Annotated in this window: 24 protein-coding genes; 13 read left to right on the top strand and 11 right to left on the bottom strand. The window is 47.5% G+C overall.

Annotated elements, in window-relative coordinates; all coding sequences use genetic code 11:
• Window positions 1–16: 16 nt before the first annotated feature.
• Both BM099_RS15590 and BM099_RS15585 read right to left on the bottom strand, forming a co-directional pair.
• Entirely contained in the window at window positions 17–532 is a 516-nt protein-coding gene (locus tag BM099_RS15590) for a flavodoxin (RefSeq protein ID WP_090729191.1), read from the bottom strand.
• A 118-nt stretch (window positions 533–650) separates the two neighbouring features.
• A complete protein-coding gene (locus BM099_RS15585) occupies window positions 651–977 on the bottom strand; it encodes a phasin family protein (protein ID WP_090729189.1) in 327 nt (108 codons plus the stop codon).
• A 126-nt stretch (window positions 978–1,103) separates the two neighbouring features.
• On the opposite strand from BM099_RS15585, the gene gloA reads away from it, so the two are divergent.
• The 4 genes from gloA to BM099_RS15565 all read left to right on the top strand — a co-directional run bounded on the left by gloA (window position 1,104) and on the right by BM099_RS15565 (window position 4,458).
• On the top strand, window positions 1,104–1,502 hold the full coding sequence (gloA, locus tag BM099_RS15580; protein WP_090729187.1) for a lactoylglutathione lyase: 399 nt from the start codon (window positions 1,104–1,106) through the stop codon (window positions 1,500–1,502).
• A 221-nt stretch (window positions 1,503–1,723) separates the two neighbouring features.
• Window positions 1,724–2,533 (top strand): tetratricopeptide repeat protein, encoded by an 810-nt coding sequence (locus BM099_RS15575; protein ID WP_090729185.1) that lies wholly within the window; start codon window positions 1,724–1,726, stop codon window positions 2,531–2,533.
• 218 nt (window positions 2,534–2,751) lie between these two features.
• Window positions 2,752–3,984, top strand: coding sequence for a YeeE/YedE family protein (locus BM099_RS15570; RefSeq protein WP_090729298.1), 1,233 nt, complete (start codon window positions 2,752–2,754; stop codon window positions 3,982–3,984).
• 30 nt (window positions 3,985–4,014) lie between these two features.
• Window positions 4,015–4,458 carry an RDD family protein gene (locus BM099_RS15565; RefSeq protein WP_090729184.1) on the top strand — a complete coding sequence of 148 codons (444 nt, stop codon included), beginning with the start codon at window positions 4,015–4,017 and terminating at the stop codon, window positions 4,456–4,458.
• 66 nt (window positions 4,459–4,524) lie between these two features.
• Here the strand turns inward: BM099_RS15565 and lptG are convergent, their stop codons facing one another.
• Window positions 4,525–5,586, bottom strand: a complete 1,062-nt coding sequence (gene lptG, locus BM099_RS15560; protein ID WP_090729182.1) for an LPS export ABC transporter permease LptG — start codon at window positions 5,584–5,586, stop codon at window positions 4,525–4,527.
• Window positions 5,586–6,701, bottom strand: coding sequence for an LPS export ABC transporter permease LptF (gene lptF / locus BM099_RS15555; protein ID WP_090729180.1), 1,116 nt, complete (start codon window positions 6,699–6,701; stop codon window positions 5,586–5,588). The genes lptG and lptF overlap by 1 nt, the downstream gene beginning before the upstream one ends.
• A gap of 135 nt (window positions 6,702–6,836) precedes the next feature.
• Between lptF and BM099_RS15550 the strand changes: the two genes are divergently transcribed.
• The 4 genes from BM099_RS15550 to BM099_RS15535 all read left to right on the top strand — a co-directional run bounded on the left by BM099_RS15550 (window position 6,837) and on the right by BM099_RS15535 (window position 14,009).
• Entirely contained in the window at window positions 6,837–8,345 is a 1,509-nt protein-coding gene (locus tag BM099_RS15550; RefSeq protein WP_090729177.1) for a leucyl aminopeptidase, read from the top strand.
• A complete protein-coding gene (locus BM099_RS15545) occupies window positions 8,345–8,782 on the top strand; it encodes a DNA polymerase III subunit chi (protein WP_090729174.1) in 438 nt (145 codons plus the stop codon). The genes BM099_RS15550 and BM099_RS15545 overlap by 1 nt, the downstream gene beginning before the upstream one ends.
• Before the next feature lie 165 nt (window positions 8,783–8,947).
• Window positions 8,948–11,854, top strand: coding sequence for a valine--tRNA ligase (locus BM099_RS15540; protein ID WP_090729172.1), 2,907 nt, complete (start codon window positions 8,948–8,950; stop codon window positions 11,852–11,854).
• Between the two features lie 436 nt (window positions 11,855–12,290).
• Window positions 12,291–14,009, top strand: a complete 1,719-nt coding sequence (locus BM099_RS15535; RefSeq protein WP_090729171.1) for a sensor domain-containing diguanylate cyclase — start codon at window positions 12,291–12,293, stop codon at window positions 14,007–14,009.
• A gap of 122 nt (window positions 14,010–14,131) precedes the next feature.
• Here BM099_RS15535 and BM099_RS15530 read toward each other — a convergent pair whose 3' ends face one another.
• The gene (locus BM099_RS15530) at window positions 14,132–14,722 is read right to left on the bottom strand and encodes a TetR/AcrR family transcriptional regulator (RefSeq protein ID WP_090729168.1); all 591 of its coding nucleotides are present in this window, start codon (window positions 14,720–14,722) and stop codon (window positions 14,132–14,134) included.
• 102 nt (window positions 14,723–14,824) lie between these two features.
• On the opposite strand from BM099_RS15530, the gene BM099_RS15525 reads away from it, so the two are divergent.
• Window positions 14,825–15,364, top strand: coding sequence for a carboxymuconolactone decarboxylase family protein (locus tag BM099_RS15525; protein ID WP_090729166.1), 540 nt, complete (start codon window positions 14,825–14,827; stop codon window positions 15,362–15,364).
• Between the two features lie 53 nt (window positions 15,365–15,417).
• Here the strand turns inward: BM099_RS15525 and BM099_RS15520 are convergent, their stop codons facing one another.
• On the bottom strand, window positions 15,418–16,371 hold the full coding sequence (locus tag BM099_RS15520) for a GlxA family transcriptional regulator (RefSeq protein WP_090729164.1): 954 nt from the start codon (window positions 16,369–16,371) through the stop codon (window positions 15,418–15,420).
• 113 nt (window positions 16,372–16,484) lie between these two features.
• On the opposite strand from BM099_RS15520, the gene BM099_RS15515 reads away from it, so the two are divergent.
• Window positions 16,485–17,039: a cysteine hydrolase family protein gene (locus tag BM099_RS15515; RefSeq protein ID WP_090729162.1), complete on the top strand. Its 555-nt coding sequence runs from the start codon at window positions 16,485–16,487 to the stop codon at window positions 17,037–17,039.
• Between the two features lie 203 nt (window positions 17,040–17,242).
• On the opposite strand, the gene BM099_RS15510 is transcribed toward BM099_RS15515, so the two are convergent.
• Entirely contained in the window at window positions 17,243–17,749 is a 507-nt protein-coding gene (locus BM099_RS15510; RefSeq protein WP_143083789.1) for a hypothetical protein, read from the bottom strand.
• A 264-nt stretch (window positions 17,750–18,013) separates the two neighbouring features.
• Here BM099_RS15510 and BM099_RS15505 point away from each other — a divergent pair, with 264 nt between their 5' ends.
• Genes BM099_RS15505 through BM099_RS15495 form a run of 3 tightly spaced genes read left to right on the top strand, consistent with a single transcriptional unit; the run spans window position 18,014 to window position 22,966 of the window.
• Window positions 18,014–19,120: an efflux RND transporter periplasmic adaptor subunit gene (locus tag BM099_RS15505; protein ID WP_177201206.1), complete on the top strand. Its 1,107-nt coding sequence runs from the start codon at window positions 18,014–18,016 to the stop codon at window positions 19,118–19,120.
• Window positions 19,117–22,236, top strand: a complete 3,120-nt coding sequence (locus tag BM099_RS15500) for an efflux RND transporter permease subunit (protein ID WP_198064223.1) — start codon at window positions 19,117–19,119, stop codon at window positions 22,234–22,236. The genes BM099_RS15505 and BM099_RS15500 overlap by 4 nt, the downstream gene beginning before the upstream one ends.
• Before the next feature lie 4 nt (window positions 22,237–22,240).
• Window positions 22,241–22,966 carry a hypothetical protein gene (locus BM099_RS15495; protein ID WP_090729157.1) on the top strand — a complete coding sequence of 242 codons (726 nt, stop codon included), beginning with the start codon at window positions 22,241–22,243 and terminating at the stop codon, window positions 22,964–22,966.
• Window positions 22,967–22,984: 18 nt separating this feature from the next.
• Here BM099_RS15495 and BM099_RS15490 read toward each other — a convergent pair whose 3' ends face one another.
• From BM099_RS15490 to BM099_RS15480, 4 genes are all read right to left on the bottom strand, one after another.
• Window positions 22,985–23,404, bottom strand: a complete 420-nt coding sequence (locus BM099_RS15490; protein WP_090729154.1) for a GNAT family N-acetyltransferase — start codon at window positions 23,402–23,404, stop codon at window positions 22,985–22,987.
• A gap of 177 nt (window positions 23,405–23,581) precedes the next feature.
• Complete coding sequence (locus tag BM099_RS20840) at window positions 23,582–23,716, bottom strand: hypothetical protein (RefSeq protein WP_269750513.1); 135 nt, start codon at window positions 23,714–23,716, stop codon at window positions 23,582–23,584.
• Between the two features lie 128 nt (window positions 23,717–23,844).
• Window positions 23,845–25,587: an ATP-binding SpoIIE family protein phosphatase gene (locus BM099_RS15485; protein WP_090729152.1), complete on the bottom strand. Its 1,743-nt coding sequence runs from the start codon at window positions 25,585–25,587 to the stop codon at window positions 23,845–23,847.
• A gap of 16 nt (window positions 25,588–25,603) precedes the next feature.
• On the bottom strand, window positions 25,604–25,912 hold the full coding sequence (locus BM099_RS15480; protein ID WP_090729149.1) for an STAS domain-containing protein: 309 nt from the start codon (window positions 25,910–25,912) through the stop codon (window positions 25,604–25,606).
• Between the last annotated feature and the right edge of the window lie 75 nt (window positions 25,913–25,987).

Raw genomic sequence — 25,987 nt, 5'->3', positions numbered from 1 at the left:
TCATATCATCAGAGTTTCACAACTCAAACAGTGGTTTTAATTCCTCTACCCATATCTTGATCCGCTCTTCAGTTTCAGCAAACTGGCAATCATCATCCAGAGCTAAACCTACAAAAAACCGGCCATCAGGACTTAATGCTTTAGACGCTTCAAACTTGTACCCTTGAACCGGCCAACGGCCATAGATTTTAGCTCCTGAGGCTTGTAAAACCTCATGTAATAAGCCCATCGCATCAAGAAACCATTCAGCATATCCAATCTGGTCACCTAAGCCGAACAGCGCACAGGGTTTACCTTGAAGATTCAGTTTTACAAATTCTTCCCATAGATCTTCCCAATCTTCCTGCAGCTCACCAAAATCCCAGGTAGGCACACCAAAAATACACGCACTATAAGATGAAACGCCTTCCAGGCCCTGTTCAGCAATATTATGCAACACCGCCTGCGGCCCTAACTGCTTAGCTATCAACTCAGCGGCCCGTTCGGTATTACCCGTTGTTGACCCATAAATGATGCCAATCTGCGTATCCATATCTACTCCACATTCAACAGATGTGATTATTATACAAAGGGCTGCGGTTATAGTCAGACACAAAAAAAGCAGCGCAAAGCTGCTTTATAAGACAAGGGAGCTATTTGAATGAAAACATCTATTCAGAAGCGAAAGCATTAAATGCATTTTTGGTGATTTTTTCGATCTCATCACGCGCTTCATGCAGTGATTTTAAGTTTTCCTCACTGGCATCTTTTAAGGTTTCTTCTAACTCTTGCGCATAAGATTGTTGCAACAGCAGCAAATCATTAGCCGTCTTACACTGCTGTAGCTGCTTTGTTTGCTGGATGGTCGCATTGATGCATGATTTGGTACACTCCATCTGCTGACGAGTCAGTTCCTCAAGCATGCGTGTCTGAATGTTGACCAACTCTTTAAAGGGTTCGATTGATTCACTCATTATTTTCGTCATATCTTGAAACATGGGCATGTCCTTACATAATCCGCACGATAATAATAACAGTGCATAAGATATACTGACATTCTAGAATATTTTCAGCAACGTTGTTAGATCAAGATTAATTGAACTAACAACCCAAAGGAGTAAAACATGCGTCTGTTACACACCATGTTACGCGTGACTGACTTAACTAAATCAATCAACTTCTATACAGAAATTCTGGGTATGGAATTACTCAGAAAGCGCGATTATCCCGAAGGCCGGTTTACCCTTGCATTTCTTGGCTATGGTGATGAATCATTACACACCGCGCTTGAACTAACACATAACTGGGATACTTCAGAATACCAACTTGGCAATGCCTATGGGCATATTGCCATTGAGGTTGAGGATGTTTACAAAGCCTGCGAAGCTATTAAAGCAAAAGGCGGTGATATTGTGCGTGAAGCCGGGCCGATGAAAAATAGCTCATCAGGCACTATCCTTGCCTTCGCAAAAGATCCCGACGGCTACATGATTGAACTTCTCAGCGCAAAACGATCAGACTAAAAGTAAGATCCACGCGCTAAAAGTTAATCGATATCAAGAAGAAGTCGGTTTATTGCTGCAGCACAGCATTACATCCGTTAAAATAGCGAACATTAGGAAGTTCTAATCCAATTTAAGCCTTATCCTAAGAGCTAACGGGTTTGTAATTCCATATACCGGCAGTGCATCTGTATAATGATGTCACTTATTAATCCCATAATACCGTTGGGGCATGAACAGATATGAGCAAGAAAATGTTATTGGCCGCGGCAGGCCTTATCTTTGGGCTGCAATCTATGAATGTTATGGCAGCCAGTATTTCTGCTGCTACAGAAGCCATTCAAAAGCAAGATTATCCGACCGCTATAGAAGAGCTAAAGGAGCTGATCGATGAAGGAAACGCTGACGCAACCAACCTAATGGGTCAGCTTTATGAAAACGGCTGGGGAGTAACACAGGACACAGCCAAAGCAAAATCTCTTTATGAGCGGGGAGCGCGCCAAGGCAATATCAATAGTGTTAACAGCCTGCGCAAACTTAAAAATATAGAATACAAGGTAGAGCTGGATGCCTTAATGCCTAAAGTGAAAGCAGGGGATGCTTCAGCGCAAAACCGTGCCGGCGAAATGTATGAATTTGGCTACGGCACTGAGCGTGATGGCGCAATGGCCTTCAAGCTTTATCAACTAGCGGCTGAACAAGGCTTAGTAGCTGCCCAACACAACCTTGGCCGCAGCTATAATTTCGCTACAGGTACTGAACAAAACTTCGAAGAAGCAGAACGCTGGTACCGCAAGGCAGCCAAACAAGGCTACACAAACTCGATGTTTTTTCTCGGCACTCTGTATTCAAACGGCTATGGCAAGGACAGCAGCCATGCTCAGGATATAATTGCTTACGCCTGGATGCATAACGCGGCGGCTTTAGGTAACGGTACCGCTGCTTCAATCGAAAGCCGTCTGCTAATGAAACTGCAGGAAGGCCAGATGAAAGAAGCTCAAGCGCTCGCCGCTGAATATGCTCACGATTACGTTGAACCTTTCAAAAATTAATGCCCAAAAATTAATGTTTAATTGATTAATGCAGGTCTGGTGACCTATCCAGTGACTATTTCATCAAATATGTCACTGGATATATCACCAGTCCCATTCAGAACCGACACCGTTTCCCCGCATCACAGTTAGTACTTAACGAAATTCTCTACTGGTGATATATTAGCCAACCTTTTTAGCACCCGTATTCATTTGGTTTTCCGTCTATGTCCTCAGATATGTCTAGCAACACAGTAACAGACAGATCCACTTCCATATCGATAGCGTATCTGGCGCCACTGTTATGCGCCGCCGCTTTATCAATAGGCGCTGTTGTCTGGCTTGCCAATACCGAATCCTGGTTTGAGGCCAGTTTACTAGCGTTAGGTGCGGCACTTGGGTTGGTACTTTACCATGCGGCTTTTGGTTTCACGACCGCATGGCGGGCACTCATTATTGACGGTCGTGGTAAAGGCTTGCGCGCACAAATGCTAATGCTGGCTGTTGCCGTGTGCCTGTTTTTTCCCGCCTTAGCGGCCGGGGATCTGTTTGGCAATGATGTGAACGGATTTGTCAGACCGCTGGGCTGGTCTATTATTATCGGCGCCTTTGTCTTTGGCATTGGTATGCAGCTCGGAAACGGCTGCGCATCCGGCAACCTTTACCATGCCGGCGGAGGCCAACTACGCGCCCTTCCTTGCATCATCGGTTTTACCCTAGGTGCTCTCTGGGCAAGTAAAGATTATGAATGGTGGACAACGCTTCCACAGTTCGCACCCTACTCCTTTATCGAGCAATTTGGCGTTATTCAGGCAATAGTCATTAATCTCGCCGTATTCGCCGTTATTGCCTGGTTCACCGTGGTGATAGAAAAACGTCGCCACGGCTCACTTGAAAAAGATGCCCTGCACTCTTCCTTACCCCTTTATCGTCAACTTATATCCGGCCCCTGGCCATTTATCTGGGGCGCCATTGCGCTAGCCATTTTGAATTTTATTACTTTAGCAATGATCGGCAGACCCTGGGCGGTCGCGGTTGCCTACCCTTTATGGGGCGCAAAAGTAGCGGCATGGCTGGAAGTCGATCTGGAGTTGGATTTCTGGACATACTGGATGCAACCCGGCCGGGAGTCTGCCTTAATCGAGCCACTCACAACAGATGCGGGTACGCTGATGAATGTCGGAATCATCATAGGCGCCTTAATGGCCGCAGCGCTCGCAGGCAAGCTAACGATTCAATGGCGGATGCCATGGCAACACTGGATTGCCGCTATTATTGGCGGATTGATGCTAGGTTATGGTGCAACGATCGCTTTTGGCTGTAATATCGGTGCTTATTTTGGCGGCATTGCTTCTGGCAGTTTACATGGCTGGTTATGGCTGGTGGCAGCCTTTATCGGCAGCATTATAGGCACCTGGATTCGGCCCGTATTTAAACTCAGCAATACAGCGACAACTCAGCGCTGCAACTAAAGCTAAGCCTCTAATTGGATAAGGTTCACCATGATAAAACTTTATGATCAAACCCAAGTCATGAAAGCGTCGCTGATGCGCCGGCTGGCCGCGCTTGTTTACGATGTACTCATCGTTATTGCGATTTTGTTTATCGTCAGCGGTATTGGCGTACTCATCAACGATGGTGAACCTGTATCGGGGGCACTTTATAAATCGTTGCTATTTCTCTCTATGTTTCTATTTTATGGTTACTTCTGGACACGTTCCGGCCAGACCATTGGCATGATGGCCTGGCGTATCAGAGTGCAGACAGAGGAAGGCTACAGCCTCAGCTGGATGCATGCCTTGATTCGCTTTTTTATGGCCGCTGTGTCTTTAGCATGCGCTGGTTTGGGTTATCTCTGGATGTTATTCTCTAACCAGGGACTGACCTGGCACGACCAGGTATCAGGCACGCGTGTGGTGCAATTAGCACCTAAAAAAAAGAACTAACCGGGACTCAGTAATAGGGCGGTCACCTGAAAAGAAGGATCTACTGCCCGCTAACAAAAAAGCCGGTTAACCGGCTTTCCGTAATAAGAATAACCCTAAAAACAGACAGATAACGATCGGGATCACGGTTGCCAGCAAGGGCGTAAAACCGATCACGGTACTGGCAGGCCCCAGCAGATCCTGAGAGAACTTAAACACCAAACCTACAATCACACCCGCAATAATCCGTTGCCCCACCGTTACACTTCGCAAGGGTCCAAAGATGAAAGAGATCGCTACCAACACCAGCGCAAAGATCCCCGCCGGTTGTAACACCTTACTCCAGAAAGCCAGCATATATTGATTCGGATCGAGTCCCTGTTCACTCAGGTAGCTGGAATAAGACCACAAACCGGTAATCGACAGATCCATGGGATCAACCACAATAACCGAGAGCAAGGTGGGCGTTAAACCTGATTTCCAATTTTCCTCTTCGACTTGCTGAATGCTCGTATGATCTTCGAGAAACATTGTTCTGGCGACACTATCTAAAACCCAGCCATCTGCCGTATACACTCCGCTTTTAGCGAAGCTTGACTCCACCATCTGGCGCTGATCATTAAACCGGTAACGGGTCACACCATGAATTTTCCCATTCGGTTCAACCACGTTAATGTGGATAAACTGATCATCTTCACGATGCCATACGCCATATTGCGAACGCATTGCCTGCCCGGCCGACTGTGCCAGCGCACGCGAACTCTGCGCCATCTGCTCAGTTTTGGGAACCACATATTCACCTAAAATTAACGCCAGCACTGCCAACAACATAGCAGGTTTCATGACTGCCATGACAATACGTTGAATCGAGATACCTGCAGCGCGCATTACCGTCAGCTCACTGTTACTGGCAAGCATACCCAGCCCGACTAAGCAGCCCACCAAACTGGATAATGGTAAAAACTCGTAGATCCGGCTTGGCAGCCTCAACACCAGATAGGCCAGCACATCAGTAAAGCGATAACGCTCATTAATATCATCCGCCTCATCGACAAATTCAAAAATAAGATCCAAGCCAACCACAATAAGCAAGATGACAAAAACAGCGCTAAGCACCTGCTCAGCAATATAACGATCCAGACGTTTCATCACGCTTCACCTCGCTTAGGAATAGAAGGTAAAGCGTTCAGGAGTTTCTCCCAAAAGCCGCCAGCAAACATCAAACTCATTGCTATCAGGAAAAAACCGGCATGGACCAGCCACAACAAAGCAACCGAGGCTTTACCATCATCTATTGTCCCCTTGGCGCTGGTTAGCAAAGTCAGATACAACATATACAGCAAAATAGAGGGGATCAGTTTGGCATAACGCCCCTGACGCGGATTGGTTTTACTCATAGGTACTGCTATCAAGGTAACAATCAAGGCTAATAACGGCATCGATATCCGCCAATGTAGTTCGGCCTGATAACGCGGTTCAGACTGATTTAATAACTCACTCAGCGTCATTGCTTCAATTTCAGGCGGGCGTAAATTAGCGTTCGGCTGCGGCATCAAAAAACCGTATTCAGCGTATTTAACCTGCTGATAATCAGCCTGCCCTGGCACCCCTTCATAACGGTAACCATTTTTCAGCACGACAAAGCGATCACCGCTCTTTGGATCAGTAATCACCTGCCTACCGGACTCCGCTAACACCACACGTAACTCATCGGATTGACTATCACGTTCCGCTACAAAAATGAAATCAAGTGCTTTGCCATCTTCTTGTACACCATTGATATAGGTAGTTCGGTTACTGCCTTTACCCAAACGTTGAAAGCGCCCTGGTGTCAGGCTGTCCAGCTCGCTTCTTTCACTCTGTTTAGCGTAAGCAATTTCTATCTGTTGCCAAGCTATTGGCGAAACATACAAGCTCAGCAAAGTCACCACCAACGCCACACCAACCGCTGGCCCTAACGCGAACATCGTTAAGCGCTTACCGCTAACACCACTGGCATTTAACACCACCATTTCGCTTTCCAGGTACATACGGCCATAGGCAAGCAGCACACCCAAGAACAATCCCAGCGGCAAAATCAGCACCAACATACCGGGAATGCGATACGCCACTGACTGAAAGACAAACTCAGGCGACATCTCTCCGGCAGCAGCAAAGGATAAATATTTGACAAAGCGACCACTGACTATCAACAGTGTTAATACCGTGCTGACAGCCAGCGTACTCAATATGATCTGGCGTGACAGGTAGCGAAAAATAATCAATGTAAACCAGCCTGTAAGCTAAAGGGTTTATGTAAATCAACGAAAATAGTTTATAGTGCCAGACAATTAAAGGTGCCGGAAACTTCACACGGCATTATCTATCAAACCAGCATTAATGTCTTGCTTGGAGCCATCATGGATTTTGAAATTGTAAACGGTGCGGTTGCATCACTGGAAACTGAATGTTTGGTTATTGGCGTAGAAGAAGGTGCCGTACTAAGCCCTTCTGCGCAAGCGCTGGATCAAGCATCGCAGGGTTATCTGAGCAACCTGATCAATAACGGTGACATCAAAGGTAAATCAGCAGAATCCCTGTTACTACAAAAGATTAACGGCGTAGCTGCCAAGCGTATTTTGTTAGTCGGTCTGGGAAAGGCGGATGAACGCCATGACCGTAATTACAAAAAAGTGGTCAAAACCATTAGCGGTGCTATCAAATCGTTAAGCCTGAAAGAGATCACTATCGCACTGGATGGGTTGGCTTCTAAAACGCCTGACACTTACCGACAGGTACGTCATCTGGTTGAGTGGACCACCGCTGAGCTTTACCAATATGATCGAACCAAAAGTAAAAAAGCCGATGTTTACGCGATCAATAAAATCGCAATTTTACTCTCAGACAAAGACACTGAGGAAGGGGAAAGCGCATTGGTCGATGGCACCGCTATCGCCAACGGCATGAATGTATCGCGTGACCTTGGCAACCTGCCAGGTAACATCTGTACGCCTACTTACCTGGCCGAACAGGCAAAAGAACTCGCCAACGAATATGACTCGATTACTTGCGAAATATTAGATGAAGATGCCATGGAAAACCTCGGCATGGGCTCGCTGTTGTCAGTTGGACACGGCAGCGCGGAGCCATCACGCCTGATCATTATCAAACACAACGGTGGCGAAACAGATGCCCAGCCACACGTTATTGTCGGTAAAGGTGTCACCTTTGATACGGGTGGCATTTCTCTTAAGCCCGGTGCAAAAATGGACGAAATGAAGTTTGATATGTGCGGCGCGGCTTCTGTCATGGGCACCATGCATGCTATCGCTGAAATGGATCTGCCGATCAACATCATTGGTGTCATCGCTGCGGCTGAAAACATGCCGGGCAGCAAAGCAACTAAACCCGGTGATATCGTCACGACTATGTCCGGCCAGACAGTAGAAGTGCTTAATACTGATGCTGAAGGCCGCTTGGTATTATGTGATGCACTCACCTACGTAGAACGCTTTAAGCCGAAAACCGTTGTTGATATTGCCACTTTAACCGGAGCCGTTATCGGCGCACTGGGCAACAGTGTTTGCGGTTTGCTGACTAATGATGAAGAACTGTGCAGCGAACTCTCCAGTGCAGGCGACTACGCCGATGATCGCGCATGGCGTTTGCCACTATTAGACGAATACCAGGAACTGCTTGACAGCAACTTTGCCGATATCGCCAACATTGGCGGCCCGGCCGGTGGTGCCATTACCGCCGCCTGCTTCCTGTCACGTTTCACTAAAGCCTATCGCTGGGCGCATCTGGATATTGCCGGAACTGCCTGGAATAGCGCAGGTAAAGAAAAAGGCTCGACTGGCCGCTGTGTGCCATTGCTTAGCCAATACCTGCTGAACCAGGCCGCCGATGAGATGACAGACGACGAATAATGTCTCAGGTCGATTTTTACATTCTGCCCACAGCAGATGAAGACAGCCGCTACCAGTTTCTCGGTAAACTGGCGACCCGCGCCATCAGCGCGGGTCACTGGCTGTATATTCACACCGATTCTGAGCAGCTCGCCGAACGCATCAGCGAACGTCTCTGGCAGTCGACACCCGATAGCTTTCTGGCCAACAGCCTGCCGGCAGAAAACATTCATGCCCCCATTCTTATAGGCTGGCAGCCGGAACACCTTCCAAAAACGCCCGATATGCTGGTTAATCTGTCAGCGGGTTATCCTGCTAACACAGCAGAATTCAGCCGTGTTGCCGAGATTGTGATTCAATCTGACGAGGTTCTCACTCTCACCCGTCAGCGCTTCAAAGAATATCAATCGGCAGGAATCCCGCCACGCATGCACGATATGCGCAAACGAAGCGCCTAAACGCCTTCATAGAAACACATTCAACAGGTATAATTGGCGGTTTTACTGGCGGCCCTAGTAGCTAAATAGTAGCTATTTGCAGCAGTTTTTTAGTAGCAGCCGCACCTCAACAGACGCACTTTAACAGATGCACGTAACAGACAGTGCCAAGAGACGCAGACCACGATGGAAAAAACTTACCAGCCAAACGAGATTGAAAAGTCCTGGTACAAAACCTGGGAAGACAACGGTTACTTCGCACCTTCCGGCGAAGGCGAATCATATTGCATCATGATTCCACCGCCGAACGTCACCGGCAGCCTGCACATGGGCCACGCATTCCAGCATACCATCATGGATGCACTCACACGCTACAAGCGTATGCAAGGCAAAAATACCCTATGGCAAGTGGGTACCGACCACGCCGGTATTGCCACGCAAATGGTGGTTGAGCGTAAACTCGCCGCAGAAGAACAGAAAACCCGTCACGATTTAGGCCGTGACGCCTTCATCGAAAAGATCTGGGAATGGAAAGAAGAGTCCGGCGATACGATTACGCGCCAAATGCGTCGCTTAGGCGATTCGGTCGATTGGCCGAGCGAGCGCTTCACCATGGATTCTGGTTTTTACAACGCCGTACAGGAAGCGTTTATCAGCATGTACGATGATAAGCTGATCTATCGCGGCAAACGTCTGGTCAACTGGGATCCTAAACTACACACCGCTATCTCGGATCTGGAAGTAGAGAACCGCGAAGTTCAGGGTAAAATGTGGTATCTGCGCTATCCTCTGGCCGATGGCGCTAAAACCGCTGATGGTAAAGACTACCTGGTCGTCGGAACCACACGACCGGAAACCATGCTGGGCGATACCGCCGTTGCGGTTAACCCGGAAGACAGCCGCTTCCAGAGTCTTGTGGGTCAGTTCATCGAACTGCCACTGGTTGGCCGCCGCATCCCGATTATCAGCGACGAATACGCCGATATGGAAAAAGGCACAGGCTGTGTAAAAATCACGCCGGCACACGACTTCAACGATAATGAAGTTGGCAAGCGCTGCAAACTACCGATGATCAATATCTTCACGCTTAATGGTGACATCCGCGACGAAGCACAAACCTTTAACTCTGACGGCAGCGAAAATCACGATCTTGATAAAACCCTGCCAGAGAAATACCGTGGCATGGAGCGATTCGCTGCACGTAAAGCGATTGTCGCCGACTTTGAAGCACTTGAACTGCTGGTGAAAATTGAAGAGAACAGCATGACGATTCCCTACGGAGATCGTGGTGGCGTTGTCATTGAGCCGATGCTGACCGACCAGTGGTTTGCCGATGCGAAAACACTGGCAAAACCAGCCATTGATGCGGTTAAAAATGGCGACATCAAGTTTGTCCCTAAACAATACGAAAACATGTACTTCGCCTGGATGAACGACATTCAGGATTGGTGCATCTCACGTCAACTCTGGTGGGGCCACCGCATTCCAGCGTTCTACGATAACCAGGGCAATGTCTACGTCGCGAAAGATGCGGACGCAGCTCGTGCAAAATATGGTTTAGACCTGGAAACAGAACTGCGTCAGGACGACGACGTACTGGACACCTGGTTCAGCTCAGGCCTGTGGACATTCGGCACACTTGGCTGGCCGGAAAACACCGAACGCCTGCAAACATTCCACCCGACTGACGTATTGGTGACCGGTTTCGACATCATCTTCTTCTGGGTTGCCCGCATGATGATGATGACCATGCACCTGGTCAAAGATGAAAACGGTAAACCACAGATCCCGTTCAAAACCGTTTATGTCACTGGTTTGATCCGCGACGAAAACGGCGACAAAATGTCGAAGTCCAAGGGTAACGTCCTTGATCCTCTGGATATGATCGATGGTATCGACCTGAATACCCTGCTGGAAAAACGTACCGGTAACATGATGCAGCCGCAACTGGCTGAAAAAATTGCCAAACGCACCGGGAAACAATTCCCTGAAGGTATTGCCGCACACGGCACCGATGCGCTGCGTTTTACACTGGCAGCACTGGCATCGACTGGCCGCGACATCAACTGGGATGTGAAGCGACTGGAAGGTTACCGTAACTTCTGCAATAAAATCTGGAACGCGGCTCGCTACGTACAGATGAACACCGAGGGTGAAGATTGTGGCCAGATCCTAATTGATGGCAAGGCCGGCGCAGTCGAACTTTCTTTAGCGGATCGCTGGATTAGCAGCCGCCTGCAAAAATTAGAAGCCGACGTCACCAAACACTTTGATGAATACCGTTTCGATCTCGCCTCTCAGACGCTGTACGACTTTATCTGGAACGAATACTGCGGCTGGTATCTGGAACTATCCAAACCCGTATTGTGGGACGAAAATGCTTCAGCAGCAGCCAAGCGTGGTACACGCCGCACACTGGTACGCGCCCTCGAAGTACTGATGCGCCTGACCCACCCGATCATGCCGTACATCACCGAAGAGATCTGGCAGTCGATTAAGGGTGAGGCAGGAGTTGAGGTAGGAGTTGAGGTAGGAGCTGAGGCAGGAGCTAAAGGCGACACCATCATGCTGCAGAGCTACCCTATCGCTGATACCGCCAAGATTGATCACGCCGCCGAAGCCGATATTGAATGGCTCAAAGGCGTTATCGCCGGTGTCCGTAACATCCGTGGTGAAATGGGCATCTCCCCTGCTAAAGGGCTGGATCTGTTACTACAGAATGGCAGCGCAGCAGATAAAGCGCGCTTGGATGCCAACAGAAATTTCTTGTCGAAACTCGCCTCTCTCGCCTCCATCACCTGGCTAAACCCCGGCGACGAAGCACCGATGTCTGCTACACAGCTGGTAGGCGAAATGCAGGTACTCGTACCTATGGCAGGCCTGATCGACAAAGACGCCGAGCTGAGCCGTCTGAAGAAAGAGATGGATAAACTACAGAAAGAGATCGACCGTGTAGCAGGCAAACTAGGAAATGAAAAATTCGTCTCCAACGCACCTGATGCCGTTATTGTTAAAGAGAAAGAAAAACTCGATACTGCGAAATCAGCACAGAAAAAGCTGACCGAGCAGTATGGGAAGATCGAAGCATTGTAAGCAGCACTTCGCTTTTTCAGGTAGTTATAAAAATCCCGGCATCAGTCGGGATTTTCTGTTAAGAGCCACTATTTTCTTTTAAATAGTGCTCTACAGCGTGTAGCTGATAGCCGCGACATGATCTAAAAAAATACCGCTGTCGTATAATTTTACGTTTTCAGGATGTACTGCTCAGTAGCGCCACAGGCTGCAGTGCTCAATGGTTAGCGACACTTGTTCATCTTCCATTCAACAGGAAGGTGGCCAAATAAGCGGATTGCTCAGCCGCCTGTCATTACTACACTCGGCGCTCAACACCACAAACAGCTAAGTTAAACTATTACCCAAATGACTTGATTACGCTTTTCATGGCAGAATGTTCGTTTTATACACGTAAGTAATAAGATTAGATCTATTTGTAACGATCACTTTAACTCGCTAATTTGGTAAAAATGAGATGTCTGCCACTAAAACCAGTTTCCGGTCGCTGAAAGCAACACTTATTTTTCCTTATGTTTTTCTCATTATCCTGCTTACCATCACTATTGGCCTGCTCTCCTATTGGGCGGGTAGCAATACCGTGTCGCGTCTTTCTGAACGCCTTTCTTTAGAGATGGTTGAACGTATTGGCCAAGCGGTAGACCACCATATGTATGGTTCCAGCGCGGTGTTAGAGGCCGCTTTTCCTGTAGGCTTAACCGCGTCCGATGACATCAGTTCTGACTTGAACGCGATGCGTACCCGCTTCTGGACAGCCACTACCTTACACACAGATCCTAATGACTATGTTTATTACGGAAATATTGCTGGTCAGGCTTATGGGCTAAAACGGCTGAATGATAAGACAGCAGAGATCCGCATTAAGACCGACGCTCTTGAACCACGTCGCTATTTCCATTTAAGTAGTATTAATGGAACGGCTGCACAGGTGTCGACTGAGAGCAGCATTTTTGATCCACGCACCCGCCCCTGGTTCAGCTCCAGAGAACAAAATTCGAATCGTCATATGTGGACATCCGTTTATGTAGACTTCTCAACTCAAGACTTAGTCGTGACGCGTGCCCGACAAGTGTTGTCACACGCAGGTAGTTTCACCGGTGTCGTTGCGACGGACGTCTCCCTCTTAAAACTCAATCATTTTATCTCTGACCTGGAAGTCAGTGAGAACGGCTTGGCATTTTTAGTAGAAAGTAATGGAGAATTACTGGCTGCCTCCAATGTGCCGAATATTCAAAAAACAGCGGATGGAAAAATGCAAAGGATGACCGTAGATGATGCAGGTGACGAACTGATCAAAGCGACCTACAAAGTCATTCTTCCGGAGATCGCCAAACATCAACAGACTACTGCAACCGGGACAGTGACGTTTATTGACCCGTCTGGCGAAAAAATTAACGTGGCTTACAAGCATATCACCGATAATGCAGGTCTGGACTGGATTGCAGTCACCGCTGTACCCAACCGCGACATACTCAAGGGAGTCACCCAGCAAGTCTATATGGTACTGATACTTGGATTGATTGCCGTTGTGATTGCTGTTTTATTAGGCTTGATAATTTTAATGCGTTTCACACGTGACATATCATCGCTGGCGCATGCGGTAATGGATAATGGCACCCCCGAGCTTTCCAGCCTGACCCTGCAACGAAGCGACGAAATTGGTGTACTGGCGCGCTCTTTAGTGGAGATGCGGCGCGATCTTCTCACCGACTCACTCACTGGCACAGCGAACCGGGCAGCACTTGAGATATTTGTCTCTAAATTACTTAAAGTTGACGACCAGGCTCCGATACCCTACTTCGCACTGCTGTTCATTGATCTGGACAACTTTAAACCGTTAAACGATCAATACGGTCACCATAAAGGAGACGATGCTCTAATCGAAGTGGCACAACGTTTTGAAGCACTGATGAGGCCACACGACTTGCTGGCGCGTATAGGCGGAGATGAGTTTGTCGTAGTGCTGACTGATAACATTCGCCCGTTATCGGCGGAGATCATTAAACAGCGCTTTGAAGATGCGCTCATCCAACCGTTAGCTTGCCTGCTGCCTAATGACACTTTACGCCTGCATGCATCAATTGGCGTGGCCATTTACCCTGAAGAGGGACGTGATCTTAAATCACTACTCAAGGCAGCTGACATGAAGATGTATGCGGTTAAAAATGACCGATAAAGCACACGCATACCTATTAATGACGGTAATAAACGTCAGTAATCGGCAGGTAACATCTCTGATATTTATAAACGCCTATTCGTTTAGAGTGGTGTAATGACACAAAACATTAGCAGGGACAGCTAATGAGGGGTTTTTAACATATGGAAAGTATCTTCGATCAATTTTTCAACAGCCACAACATCATCGCTGGTGCGTAAGTAAGTGCGCAGACCTATCACTTGTACCTGAATATATTTTGCTAACGCCTCTGGATCGGCGCTGGCAGGTAGCTCACCCAAGGCTTGCGCTTCTTGTAGCACGCGGGCAAAACTTAGCTCCCCTTGCTTCATTAACGCCTGGCTTTGATGCAATAGCTCCGGGCTGCTGTCGGTTAACTCTGCAACCGTTTTAGCCAGCATACACATATCACTGGGCGCAGAACTACGATTGGTAATCACTACGCAGTGAATAAATGCCTGCAGCCCGGCTAAAGGAGAGCCTTGCTGCTGAATTTTCTCCTGCAATAGCGCATACGTGTTGGCTGCATAATGCTTTAACGCTTCTTTAAACAAGCCTTCTTTGCTACCAAATGCACTATAAATACTGCCTGGGCGCAGATCCACGGCCTGTTGAAGGTCACGCGTGGACGTGGCATGAAAGCCTTTTTCCCAGAAAAGCAGCATCGCTTTTCTGATTACATCATCACGATCATATTTAGCAACATTTGCCATGAGTATTCCCAATTTGAGCAGTAGTTAAATTTTAACTTGAACTACTGCTCAAGATCAACTAACATCGAATTATTGAACAGTCGATCAAAATAGGAACCATTGATGAATAACCTAACCGTACATACCCGTGAAACAGCTCCTGAGAAAAGCAAAGCCCTGCTAGACAATTCAATTAAAGCATTTGGCTCTGTTCCCAGCTTACATGGGGTACTGGCCGAATCACCTGAAGCACTTGAGGCCTACCAGTTACTCCACAAGCTGTTCCAGGCGACCTCTTTCGATGCGGAAGAACTGACCGTTGTATGGCAGACCATTAACGTTGAAAACAATTGCCACTACTGTGTACCAGCACATGCGGCCATTGCCAAGATGATGAAGGTCGACGATGCGCTTACCGCTGCGCTACGTAACCGTGGTCCTATGCCTACGCCTAAACTACAGGCATTGCACGACACAACCTTGTCGATCGTGCGTAATCGCGGCCTAATCTCAGAAGCTGAAGTACAGAGCTTCTACGACGCTGGTTATACGTCGAAGCAGTTGTTAGAAATTGTTTTAGGCTTAGCTCAGAAAATCATGAGCAACTACACGAATCACTTGGCAGATACGCCACTTGATGAGCGTTTCGCTGCATTTTTGTAAACATAGTAATTTGAAATATAAACCGGCGCTGGCCGGTTTATATTCTATGCCCTTTAGCCAAAACGACTTCTGAATTCACGCGGGGTTAAGCCCATAGTTTTGATGAAAATTTTACGAAATGCAGTGACATCTTCGTAACCCACTTTTGTCGCGATAAGCTCGACGCTGTCATGGCTACTCTCAATCCAATCACAGGCTTTCTGAATACGCAGTTGCTGTAAGTATTGGCTAGGTTTTAGCCCTGTGGCTTTAACAAAACGCCGTAAAAAAGTACGATCACCTAAACAACTTAAGGCAGCCATATCACTCATCGAGATGCTGTTTGCAAAGTTGACCTGCAAGTGATGCTGCACATTAAGCACGGCTTTATCACCATGATCCAGCGCCGGAATAAAGCTGCGATAATAGCGTTGCTCTCGTGAACCGGTATCGACAATCAGATATTTACCCAACAATCGCATGATGCGCGGCTGGGTGAACTGAGCCACCAGCTCCAAACCTAAATCCAACCACGCCATGAGACCACCCGCGGTGATGAGATCAACGTCGTTGATCAGTATTTTATTACTATCCAGGCAGACAGCGGGATAGGTCTTGCTAAAACGCTCACTCAACCCCCAGTGTGTCGTCGCCGGTCGCTGATCGAGTAATCCGCACGCCGCCAGAATAAACGCGCCCGCACAGACTGAACAGAGAATCGCCCCTTGTGCATGCTGTTCTAGCAACCATTGCTTGAGCATGCTATCCGGGTTGAAGTGATACTCCCCCTCCAGACAAGGGGAAAGAATAACAACCTGTAATGGACTGTCCCCTACTCCGCCCTCTAAAAGGCATTTTTCCGAGAGCTCTGAGACCTGCCCGATATCATAGATATGAATCTCAAAAGCAATATCCAGTTGCTGCTGAGCACAGATGCTATTGGCGACAAAAAACATCTCTTTAAGTCCCTGAACCGCAGATTGCAACGCTCCCGGGTATTGAATAATACCGATGCGGATCTGATTCATTGTCAATTTCAACCTTTTTTATGCCAGTTATGACTCCAGTATAACGATCTGCTTTTGCCGATAATAGTCAACACACTTGAATACTGATCTACCCGATAAGCAGGAGAGCACTTATGACTCACACAGCATTATTATTAATCGACATTCAAAATGATTATTTTTCAAAAGGAAAATTGCCGCTCAGTGGCACTGAAAAAGCAGCAGAGCAAGCTGCAAAGTTATTGGCAACTTTTCGTCAGCAAGGCTTGCCTGTGGTACATGTTCGCCATGAGTTTTTAACCGATGATGCCCCCTTCTTTTCAAAGGGGTCAGAAGGCGCGAAAATTCATCACTCAGTAACGCCCATAAAAGGTGAGCCGGTTGTTCTCAAACACAAACCCAACAGCTTCCTTAATACCGATCTTGAAGAGATCCTTAACAAACTAAAAGTACAGAATCTAATCGTCGTCGGTGCGATGAGCCATATGTGCATTGATGCCGGCGTACGCGCCGCTGTAGATTTGGGTTTTGAAGTATCGGTAGCACACGATGCCTGCGCCACGCGTGATCTGGAATTTAACGGAACAACCGTACCTGCAGCGCAGGTTCATGCCGCCTTCATGGCAGCGCTTGCTTCTTTATACGCCAGCGTAAACACCACGCAAGAGTTAATAAACGGTCTTAACTAGAAGATCTCGGATAAAGATACTCACACTTTCTGTGGATAAGTGTGTCGGTGTCGACGGGACATCTCTCTTAAAGCCCACAATAGTCTGAATTGTATGATTGCTCATTTTTTGTCCAAGCAAATCATTAGAGCATGATAAAACAGGCCACTGCAGTGAAGTGGCCTGTTTTTATACGCGAAGCTCCTTAATAAAAAAGCTACGACTTAACTTCCCTTACCAGCACCAGAGCCGGCACCCATTCCACCCTGGCCCATTCCTTCCTGGCCCATTCCTTCCTGGCCCATTCCTTCCTGGCCCATTCCGCCCTGACCCATTCCACTGGGCCCCATACCTTTTCCGCTTCCCATGTTGTGGCCTCTGGGTGGTACCTCCTCAGGAATACTGACACCTCTCTCTTTTGCACGTGCCAGCATACGTTCATGATGCTCATACCTGATCTGCTCACGTTCAGCCTCTGTGGCAGCACTACGCATCTGAGCCCGATGCTGCATACGTTCTTCTTGTGTCATCAGCTGGCTACCATAAACCTGCTCTTGATCCCTGTCCTGATCTCTATCTTGATCACGATCCTGAGTTAAATCCTGATCTTCCTGCAACTGTGTTCTATCTTGATCACGCTTTTGGTCTTCGGCATAGGTTAAACCGCTTGTGACCAACAGCGCACTCATTAGTGCACTTCTCAAAGCAATAATAACAAATGTTTTTTTCATGCCAGCACCTCTATTACATTAAATATTTCTAAATTAGATTTTATTGAATAAATACCAGAAGTTTACTGATATGGATCAATATAAAAAATCTTTCTATACTCAAAAAAAATTGATCTTATTTCAGCATTTTTAGCAAGAAAACCTGATTCTTTACTGCACAGCAGATGCCCTCACTAGACCTTGCTTATGCAACTCCCTAGAATCAGGTTATTCGGCTTTCTCAAAATCCCAATTAGTAGCTTCTACATTTTTGAGTCATTAAATATGCGAGTTTTGCCTGTTCTGCTTGTTTTACTTCCTCTGCTGTCACTTTCAGGCTGCGGTGAACCTGAGAAACCTGCGGCATCCGATAAAGAGCCGAAAAAACATCTGGTCGAAATCATCACAGCCCAGCGACAAGTGGTAGCTATTGAAAGGGAAAGAACCGGGACGCTCAGAGCCGTGCAGGAGATACAGATGTTCAACCAGCAGGAGGGCCGCATTACAGCGCTGCCTTTCTATGAGGGGGATCTGATCAAGAAAGGCGATATTGTTGCTCGTTTAGATGGCCGCTTGCTGGAAGCACAGTTGGCACGTGCGGTTGCGCTTCGCCGTAAAGCAGAAAAAGATCTGCAGCGAATCAGCGGGCTGGTCGAACGGCGCTTAACCTCACAAACAGAATATACCCGGGTAGAAACTGAACTGGCGGTGGCTAAAGCCGATGTTCAGATCCTGCAAACACAATTAGATTACACCACACTGCATGCGCCTATCAGCGGTGTTGTCAGTGCACGTTTAAGCGAGCCGGGCAACATCGCAGAACGCTATACACACCTGCTGACTATCTCCGACCAGACATCACTCATTACTCAGGTGCCTGTCTCAGAATTGCTGCTGAATAAACTACAGCTTGGAGATCCGGTCGCCGTATCAATAGATGCGTTAAACGGTCAACAGGCTCCCAATGATCAGTCACTACAAGGAAAAATCACGCGCATTTATCCTAATCTTGATCCTGTTACACGCACGGGCACCGTTGAAATCGCCCTTAACCCAACACCAGACGGAGCAAAACCCGGCCAGTTAGCGCGGGTAAAACTGCGCACTCAGGAAGCCGAACGCCTGTTGATTCCATTTGTCGCATTACGCCGGTCCGGTAAGGGGGAATATGTTTTCAGCGTGGATCAGCAGGAACACGCCCAAACGACAGCGGTGATCAGCGGATTACGCATCGATGAGATGATCGAAATCCTAAGCGGCCTCTCTGCCGGTGACCGTGTTATCGTGCGTGGCTTTACTAATTTACGCTCGAACAGTGCCGTTAACATAGTGCCTTCTACTGCAGTCACTTCAGCTGCAGTCTCTTCTACTGCAACGGGCACAGCACAGTGATCACTAACAAGGGAGGACTGGCCGGCTGGTCTATTCGCCACCCGGTGGGTGTATCCATGATTGCGCTGGCGGTTATTGTTCTTGGAATGTTTACCCTCAGCCGGCTGGCGATTGATCTCTTACCGCATATTATCTATCCCGAGATCCGTGTGCGGATTATCGATAACGGCGTTCCCACCTCTGTGATGGAAGATAAGATCACCCGGCAATTGGAAGAACAGCTGGCCATTACTGAGGATGTCATCAGCGTACAGTCCAATACCAGCCGCGGCACCTCTTCGGTCGATCTGGCTTTTAATTACGGTAAAGATATCGATATCGCCTTGCGTGATGCCAGCTCGCGCCTGGATAGAGCCAAACGTTTCTTGCCCGACAGCATCTCCCCGCCGACTATCTTTAAACTTGACCCTTCACAGATCCCGGTAATGGAGTTTGTTATCAACTCTCCGTTACGCAGCAGTGCTGAATTACGCAGCTGGGTGGACGATTCTTTCAGTAACTGGTTCTTAAATCTTCCAGGCGTTGCGGCAGCGGAAGTGGGCGGTGGCGTCTTGCGCGAGATTCAGGTCATTCCTGATCAACAACGACTGGCCGGCATAGGACTTAACTATCAGGATGTGATTAAAGCCCTGCAAACATCCAACAGTGACGAGCCGATTGGCCGCTTACAGATGTCTGCCCACGAGATCACAGGGCGTATCAGCGGACGCTTTACCTCTCTGGAAGAGATCAAACAACTACCGATTGCTCAAAACGCAGGCAATACTGTCTATCTGAGCGATGTTGCTGAGGTCATTGATAGCAGCGAAGATGAACGTATTCTGGTACGTGTCGATGGCATTGGTGGTATTAAATTATCCATCCAGAAACAACCGACGGCTAACACCACAGCAGTCGCTGAGGTGGTAAACGAGCGTTTAACCTGGCTGAAGGCGCAAAACATTTTACCAGCCGATATCTCGGTTGTTTTGGTTGCGGATCAATCTATCTATATTCTGCAATCATTGAAAAATGCCTCACTGGCAGCGATCAGTGGCGCTTTGCTGGCGATGTCAGTGGTGTATCTGTTTTTGGGTAATTTACGCCGCACTCTGATTATCGGCAGCGCTATTCCGATTGCGATTATGTTTACCTGCGTACTGATGGGGTTGGGTGGACTGACGCTGAACGTGATGACATTAGGCGGACTGGCATTGGGTATTGGTATGCTGGTAGATAACACCATCGTGATGCTGGAAAACATCTACCGGCATCAATGTAACCATGAAAAGCCCCGGGATGCGGCCACACATGCGGCCAGCGAAGTGAATGGTGCCATTATTGCTGCCACCTCCACCAACCTGTCGGCGGTGCTGCCGTTCCTGTTTATTGGCGGCTTAACCGGCCTGTTGTTCAGTGAGTTAATCATCACTATCTCGGCGGCTATTTTTGCATCCATGATTATCGCCCTGACGCTGGTGCCCGCCTATGCAGCCAAAGTCACCAGCCTGAGCAGCAACCGCATGCGCCGCTGGATAGATGGCGGCATTAAGCATCTGCAAAATGGCTACGCCAGCGTCATTGGTTTTTTACTGAAATTGCGCTGGATAGTCGTTGTTCTGTTTATAACCGGACTAACGCTAAGCCTGCCGGTTTTCATGAGCGGCAAACAAATTTTCCTACCGGCACTGGATGATGGCCGCATCCGCATTGTGGTGTCGGCTGATGTAGGAACGTCACTGGATGAGATGGATCAAAAAGCTCAGTTGCTTGAGGAGATTTTTTCAGCACAGCCAGAATCAGAAACTGTTTTCACCCTGGTTGGCGGTTCTATTTTTGGTAGATCACAACGTGAAACCCCGAGCCGTTCAACAATAATTGTGCAGTTAAAACCGCTATCAGAAAGATTTGTCAGTAGCGACGAGTGGATGACACGCGTCAATAAGCTGATTAATCAACAGCAACTCGCTGGATTTACAGTGCGGATGTCTCAGCGCGGCATTCGAGGTATCCGTACCAACCGTGGCGATGATGATATCAGCCTGCGTTTGCAGGGAAATGACCTAAGCATATTAAAACAACAAGCTGACATGGTTGCGGATAAAATGCGCACCATTTCAGGGTTAAGCAATATCACGCATTCAGCAGAAGATGAGCAATTTGAAATTGCTATTAAGCTGGATCGTAAGCGTGCGGCACTACTCGGGCTGAATTTACAAGACCTGACCGAAGCAGCGCAGATAGCCCTTCAAGGTAAGGTGGTAAGTGACTATCTTACTGGCGACAAATCCTATGATATCCGGCTGCGGTTATCCCAATCGACAATTACCAGTCCACAGGATCTGGAATCCATTATTCTGTTTCCAGCAACAAGTGGGGCACCCCCCCTGTATCTTGGCTCGGTTGCCGCTATCCAATTACTTGAAACACCCGATACCATCATGCGCGATAATCAGATGCGTATTGTCGAACTCAGCGCTTCGCTGAAAGAGGAAACCACCTTAGGCGAAGCAGTCACAGCGCTGGCTGAACTACGACAACAAATAACGCTGCCTGAGGGGTATATTCTCTATGACGGTGGTTCACAAAAAGCCTTGCAAGAGCAGCAGCAACTTACCAGTATTCTAATGTTACTTGCGTTGTTTCTGGTATTTGTAGTGATGGCCATTCAATACGAATCATTACTCAACCCATTGATCATTATTCTCAGTGTTCCTTTTGCCGCCATTGGCGTGTCGTTAGGCATTCAGGCGCTGAGTTTGCCTTTATCCATGCCCGTGTGGCTCGGCATGGTTATGTTAGTTGGCATCGTTGTGAATAACGCTATTCTGCTGGTAGAGTATATTGAAATTGAACGACAGCAGTACACTGACCTGACTCAAGCCATTATCGAAGCCGCTCGCCTGCGGCTACGCCCTATATTAATGACGACTCTGAGTACCGTTGTCGGTATGTTGCCACTGGCGATGGGATGGGGAGATGGCGCTGAAATGCTACAACCTTTAGCGATAACCGTTGTCTGGGGGCTAACTTTCTCAATGCTGGTAAGTCTTTTACTCGTTCCAATAATGTACTATTTATTGCATTCTGTTAAACAGACAAACGTTATCAACCAATCCGTCGCTAAGGAAGGATAGGAAAATGGCTTATAAAAAACGTTTTTGGATTGTCCTTGTTGCCTTGATAGGCATACCTGTACTGGTGCTGCTGGCCAGTATCGGCATCTATCGGTTCAACTTTACCAATGCCGATATTTACATGGAATTAGCCGATGGTGAAGTCGTACAGTACGATGATTTGATGCGTGAAATTGAAGAGCACGGCTACTCAAAAGTCATGCTTTCACTTTTTAGCATCCGTACCAAAGAAGATCTGAACATTCAACTTCCTGATCAGCCAGCAGAAAGTCCTGTTTGGGTTCCTCTGCGCAATATAGATAGCCAGGCAACCCATAGGAGTGCCGTGGGCGACTACACGCTAGGAGAGGAGCGAGGCTCTGTTGCACTGAGCTATGACACGATCCAACCACTAAACCCAGGAAATGATAAGCAAAAGGCTGATAACCAGCCAACTCTGTTTATTGCACCTTTCAGCGTATCCGATCAGGGAACAGGGCTTTTTTATTATCTGGGGCTTTTTGAACAAGACAATCAAAAAATGTCTGTTCAACATCGGGATAGCTTCCTTCTCGGTAATAGAGTTAACATCGTCAGCATTCAACCTGATAATCAAGGGCGATCGGTTATGGTTGAATACATGGAACGAAATACGGATAGCAATGCTGGCTTCACCCCACAAGAGGCCGTCAGTGTTACGGTTAACGTTGCGACGGATCCTGTGCGTTTTATCCCGGCCCAACACCAGTAGTCGTGCTGCATATCAGGACTACACCTGAACCATTAATAACACTTGTACTGCTGGTCGATTATAACGTTCCAGTGCTGTGTGTAACGATGCCGGCACTGACGTAACCCGACAGAAACCATGCTTGGAATAAAAATCCTCAAGATGGAGATAGGCAAAGCAATAACAACCCTCCAGTACCCCTGCACATTGTAAATGCTGAAGTAACTGGCTACCCAGCCCCTGAGTACGCAACGCCTTTTCAATCCAGACACCGCGTAACAGCGTCAAACCGCCTTGCTGACACAGACGTGCTGCACCGATGATCTGATCATCATCCTTGGTGATTAGCCAAACATTGTCGGTTGCTTTTATCTTTCCTTTATAGTGATTGAGCTTATAGAACTGAGCCAGCGCTGGCCGTTGCTCTGGCCGCAGTGGCTTTACCTGATATTCGGCCATACTTCCCCCCCCCTAATAACCAGCAACGATACGCACAAGTTCTGCAAAGTTAGTGGGCATTATACCTAATACATTGGGGGGAATAGGAGGAACCAGGTAACGAAGAAACAGCATTAAAAAAACCGCACTACAAAACGAAAAATACCCGCAATAGCGGGTATCTTAGTCAATCACAGTTTATCTTTTACTTTGCTCGTCATTCATCAGGTGACGGACTTTAATAAAACCCCAGACCATTGTGCCTGCCATCGCTGCAACGCCTACCAAACTAGGTAACAGAGTTTCAAAAACATAGGGATCAACACCAAACATAACTATCACCTCATCGAGAGTTCTTTATCGTTTGAGGAGAGGTTACACGTGAAGACATTAGAAAAAATTGATATAGCTCAATACTTGTTATCGCGAACAGAAATAAAACTATAGCTAATTGATATAAATCAATTTAAAGCCATTAATCCGTCTCCCCAGCTATATTCTGCGGTCACTGTGGAGCCATCCTCACTGTAGATGAGTGACTGGCATAACGCCTGAACCAGCATAATTCCACGTCCTGCTAAGCCTGTTTCATCATCCGCTCTTTCTGCAATTCGGTCCAACCACCGGGCATGATCAAAACCTGATCCACTGTCCTGAACTGTGATTTTCAGCAGGCTCGATTGCCCTGCAGCCTTTACAGATGTCAAATGAATACTGACATAACAGCTACTTTCTAATTGCTCCAGGCTGGCTTCTCGTTGCGCAAAATATTCTGTAAAACCACCCGCGGATGACTTGAGAGAAGAAGGAAGGTTCAGTACACCATGATCTAATGCATTAACAAATAACTCTGTCAGAATCGTAAAAATATCATGCCAGTGATCACCAGGCCCCTCTACCTCCTGAAGTTGACTTAACGCAATAGCAACAGGATTCACACGTTTCAAATTATTTCCCTGTAAACATATACTCCATGTCCAACCGGCACTCTGATCCTGCTGCACGAGGGCCGGGTTTACACCAGGCTCTGCAAGTGAAGATGCAAACATCTTGATCCGTCCGGGGATTTCAATCAGCGAGATATCATCATCCTGCTCATGCCCTTTCAGAAAAGTATCAACTGCACGCATAATACGCCCTAACAAATCATCTTCGCGGCAGCCTAACATAGCGGCCCACAATAGCCGTTGTTCACCAAAGTATTCACCATCAGTATTGCGTGCCTCAAGCACACCATCACTGACCAAAAGAATCTTGTCATCCGGCTCAAGCTGAGTAAATGTAAAGTTCATATCGGGCATATCTGGAACAATACCTAAAGGCGGATCTCCCGATTCAATGCGCTGTCGAACCTCACCTTCAGCAGAGAGAATGAGGATATCCGGCATGCCGCCATTCCAGATGGTACAACGCCCATTGCTGGACATTGTCACCATACTGGCTGCTAAGAATAAACCGGTTGGCAGCAGCCCGTGCAACTTCCGGTTTATCTGTGCTATGACCTGCTCTGCTTCATAGCCCTTGCGGGTCATCGCTCTGAACGTTTCAGCCAGAGGCAAGGCTCCTACCACGGATGTCAGTCCATGACCGGTAAAGTCACCCAGTAGAATATTGATATCGCCATTGGGTCTGATGGCTGTTATCTGCACATCACCACTGAAAGTAGAAGCGGCCCTTTTATGCAGCTTAATCTGATCAAATGTTATATTGTCTTTCTCTATCGCATTACTGAAAATATCCTCGGCGATATCTTCTTCGTGCTGTCTTAGCACGTATAAACGTTGCACCTCACGATAAAGATCACTGATGCGTTGTATCGCTTTAATTTTTACGCGTAATACTTCATATGAAAACGGGCGGTGAATGAAATCATCGCCACCCATTTCAATACTGCGCCGGATAACATCATCGCCATCCAGCCCACTGATCATAATTACCGGAACAAAGATCTCTCCGGCAGCCTGTTTAATTAAACGTGTCGCTTCAATGCCATCCATATGCGGCATGGCGATATCCATCAGCACTAACGCGGGTAAATGTTGGCTAAATAAATCGACTGCTTCCTGGCCGTTGCTTGCCAAAATAACGTCAAATCCGATCTTCACAAGCATACTCTGCAACAACTCGCGATTGATTAATTGATCATCAACCACCAATACTTTTTCTCTGGCAACCGGATAGTCCGTTATATGCGTTCTGCTCACGTTCGACTCTCAGCTCTTAATTTTCAATCGTAACGAAGCGATCAAAGTTGGCAATTTTAAGAATTTTTGCAACCGCTGGATGTGGCTTACAAATAATCACACTGCCACCCTTTTTTTCAGCATGCTCTTTTAACAATAAAACCATGCCCAGAGCGGAACTATCCATATAGGTTGCCCGACTCAGATTAATGGAATAGATGACACCCGCCTCATTTACCATTTGATAACTATTGCGGAACGACTGATGTAATCCATAATCAAAACGATCTGTGATATTAATCATAACCCGCTTGTTATCACTGGATACTGCACTGTTGATGGGCATAGCTACTTCTCATTTTATTTATCTGATTATCGATCGGGTCAGCTTTAATGCTTACTAGTCCGTTAGTAAAATAGC

Source organism: Neptunomonas qingdaonensis (assembly GCF_900113275.1).
Classification (GTDB): Bacteria; Pseudomonadota; Gammaproteobacteria; order Pseudomonadales; family Balneatricaceae; genus Neptunomonas; species Neptunomonas qingdaonensis.
This window is presented reverse-complemented; position numbering and strand designations above follow the sequence as displayed.

Coding starts and splice junctions, on each gene's coding strand:
- BM099_RS15590 (WP_090729191.1), bottom strand. CDS start 532: ATGGATACGCAGATTGGCATCATTTATGGGTCAACAACGGGTAATACC.
- BM099_RS15585 (WP_090729189.1), bottom strand. CDS start 977: ATGTTTCAAGATATGACGAAAATAATGAGTGAATCAATCGAACCCTTT.
- gloA (WP_090729187.1), top strand. CDS start 1,104: ATGCGTCTGTTACACACCATGTTACGCGTGACTGACTTAACTAAATCA.
- BM099_RS15575 (WP_090729185.1), top strand. CDS start 1,724: ATGAGCAAGAAAATGTTATTGGCCGCGGCAGGCCTTATCTTTGGGCTG.
- BM099_RS15570 (WP_090729298.1), top strand. CDS start 2,752: ATGTCTAGCAACACAGTAACAGACAGATCCACTTCCATATCGATAGCG.
- BM099_RS15565 (WP_090729184.1), top strand. CDS start 4,015: ATGATAAAACTTTATGATCAAACCCAAGTCATGAAAGCGTCGCTGATG.
- lptG (WP_090729182.1), bottom strand. CDS start 5,586: ATGAAACGTCTGGATCGTTATATTGCTGAGCAGGTGCTTAGCGCTGTT.
- BM099_RS15550 (WP_090729177.1), top strand. CDS start 6,837: ATGGATTTTGAAATTGTAAACGGTGCGGTTGCATCACTGGAAACTGAA.
- BM099_RS15545 (WP_090729174.1), top strand. CDS start 8,345: ATGTCTCAGGTCGATTTTTACATTCTGCCCACAGCAGATGAAGACAGC.
- BM099_RS15540 (WP_090729172.1), top strand. CDS start 8,948: ATGGAAAAAACTTACCAGCCAAACGAGATTGAAAAGTCCTGGTACAAA.
- BM099_RS15535 (WP_090729171.1), top strand. CDS start 12,291: ATGTCTGCCACTAAAACCAGTTTCCGGTCGCTGAAAGCAACACTTATT.
- BM099_RS15530 (WP_090729168.1), bottom strand. CDS start 14,722: ATGGCAAATGTTGCTAAATATGATCGTGATGATGTAATCAGAAAAGCG.
- BM099_RS15525 (WP_090729166.1), top strand. CDS start 14,825: ATGAATAACCTAACCGTACATACCCGTGAAACAGCTCCTGAGAAAAGC.
- BM099_RS15520 (WP_090729164.1), bottom strand. CDS start 16,371: ATGAATCAGATCCGCATCGGTATTATTCAATACCCGGGAGCGTTGCAA.
- BM099_RS15515 (WP_090729162.1), top strand. CDS start 16,485: ATGACTCACACAGCATTATTATTAATCGACATTCAAAATGATTATTTT.
- BM099_RS15510 (WP_143083789.1), bottom strand. CDS start 17,749: ATGAAAAAAACATTTGTTATTATTGCTTTGAGAAGTGCACTAATGAGT.
- BM099_RS15505 (WP_177201206.1), top strand. CDS start 18,014: ATGCGAGTTTTGCCTGTTCTGCTTGTTTTACTTCCTCTGCTGTCACTT.
- BM099_RS15495 (WP_090729157.1), top strand. CDS start 22,241: ATGGCTTATAAAAAACGTTTTTGGATTGTCCTTGTTGCCTTGATAGGC.
- BM099_RS15490 (WP_090729154.1), bottom strand. CDS start 23,404: ATGGCCGAATATCAGGTAAAGCCACTGCGGCCAGAGCAACGGCCAGCG.
- BM099_RS20840 (WP_269750513.1), bottom strand. CDS start 23,716: ATGTTTGGTGTTGATCCCTATGTTTTTGAAACTCTGTTACCTAGTTTG.
- BM099_RS15480 (WP_090729149.1), bottom strand. CDS start 25,912: ATGCCCATCAACAGTGCAGTATCCAGTGATAACAAGCGGGTTATGATT.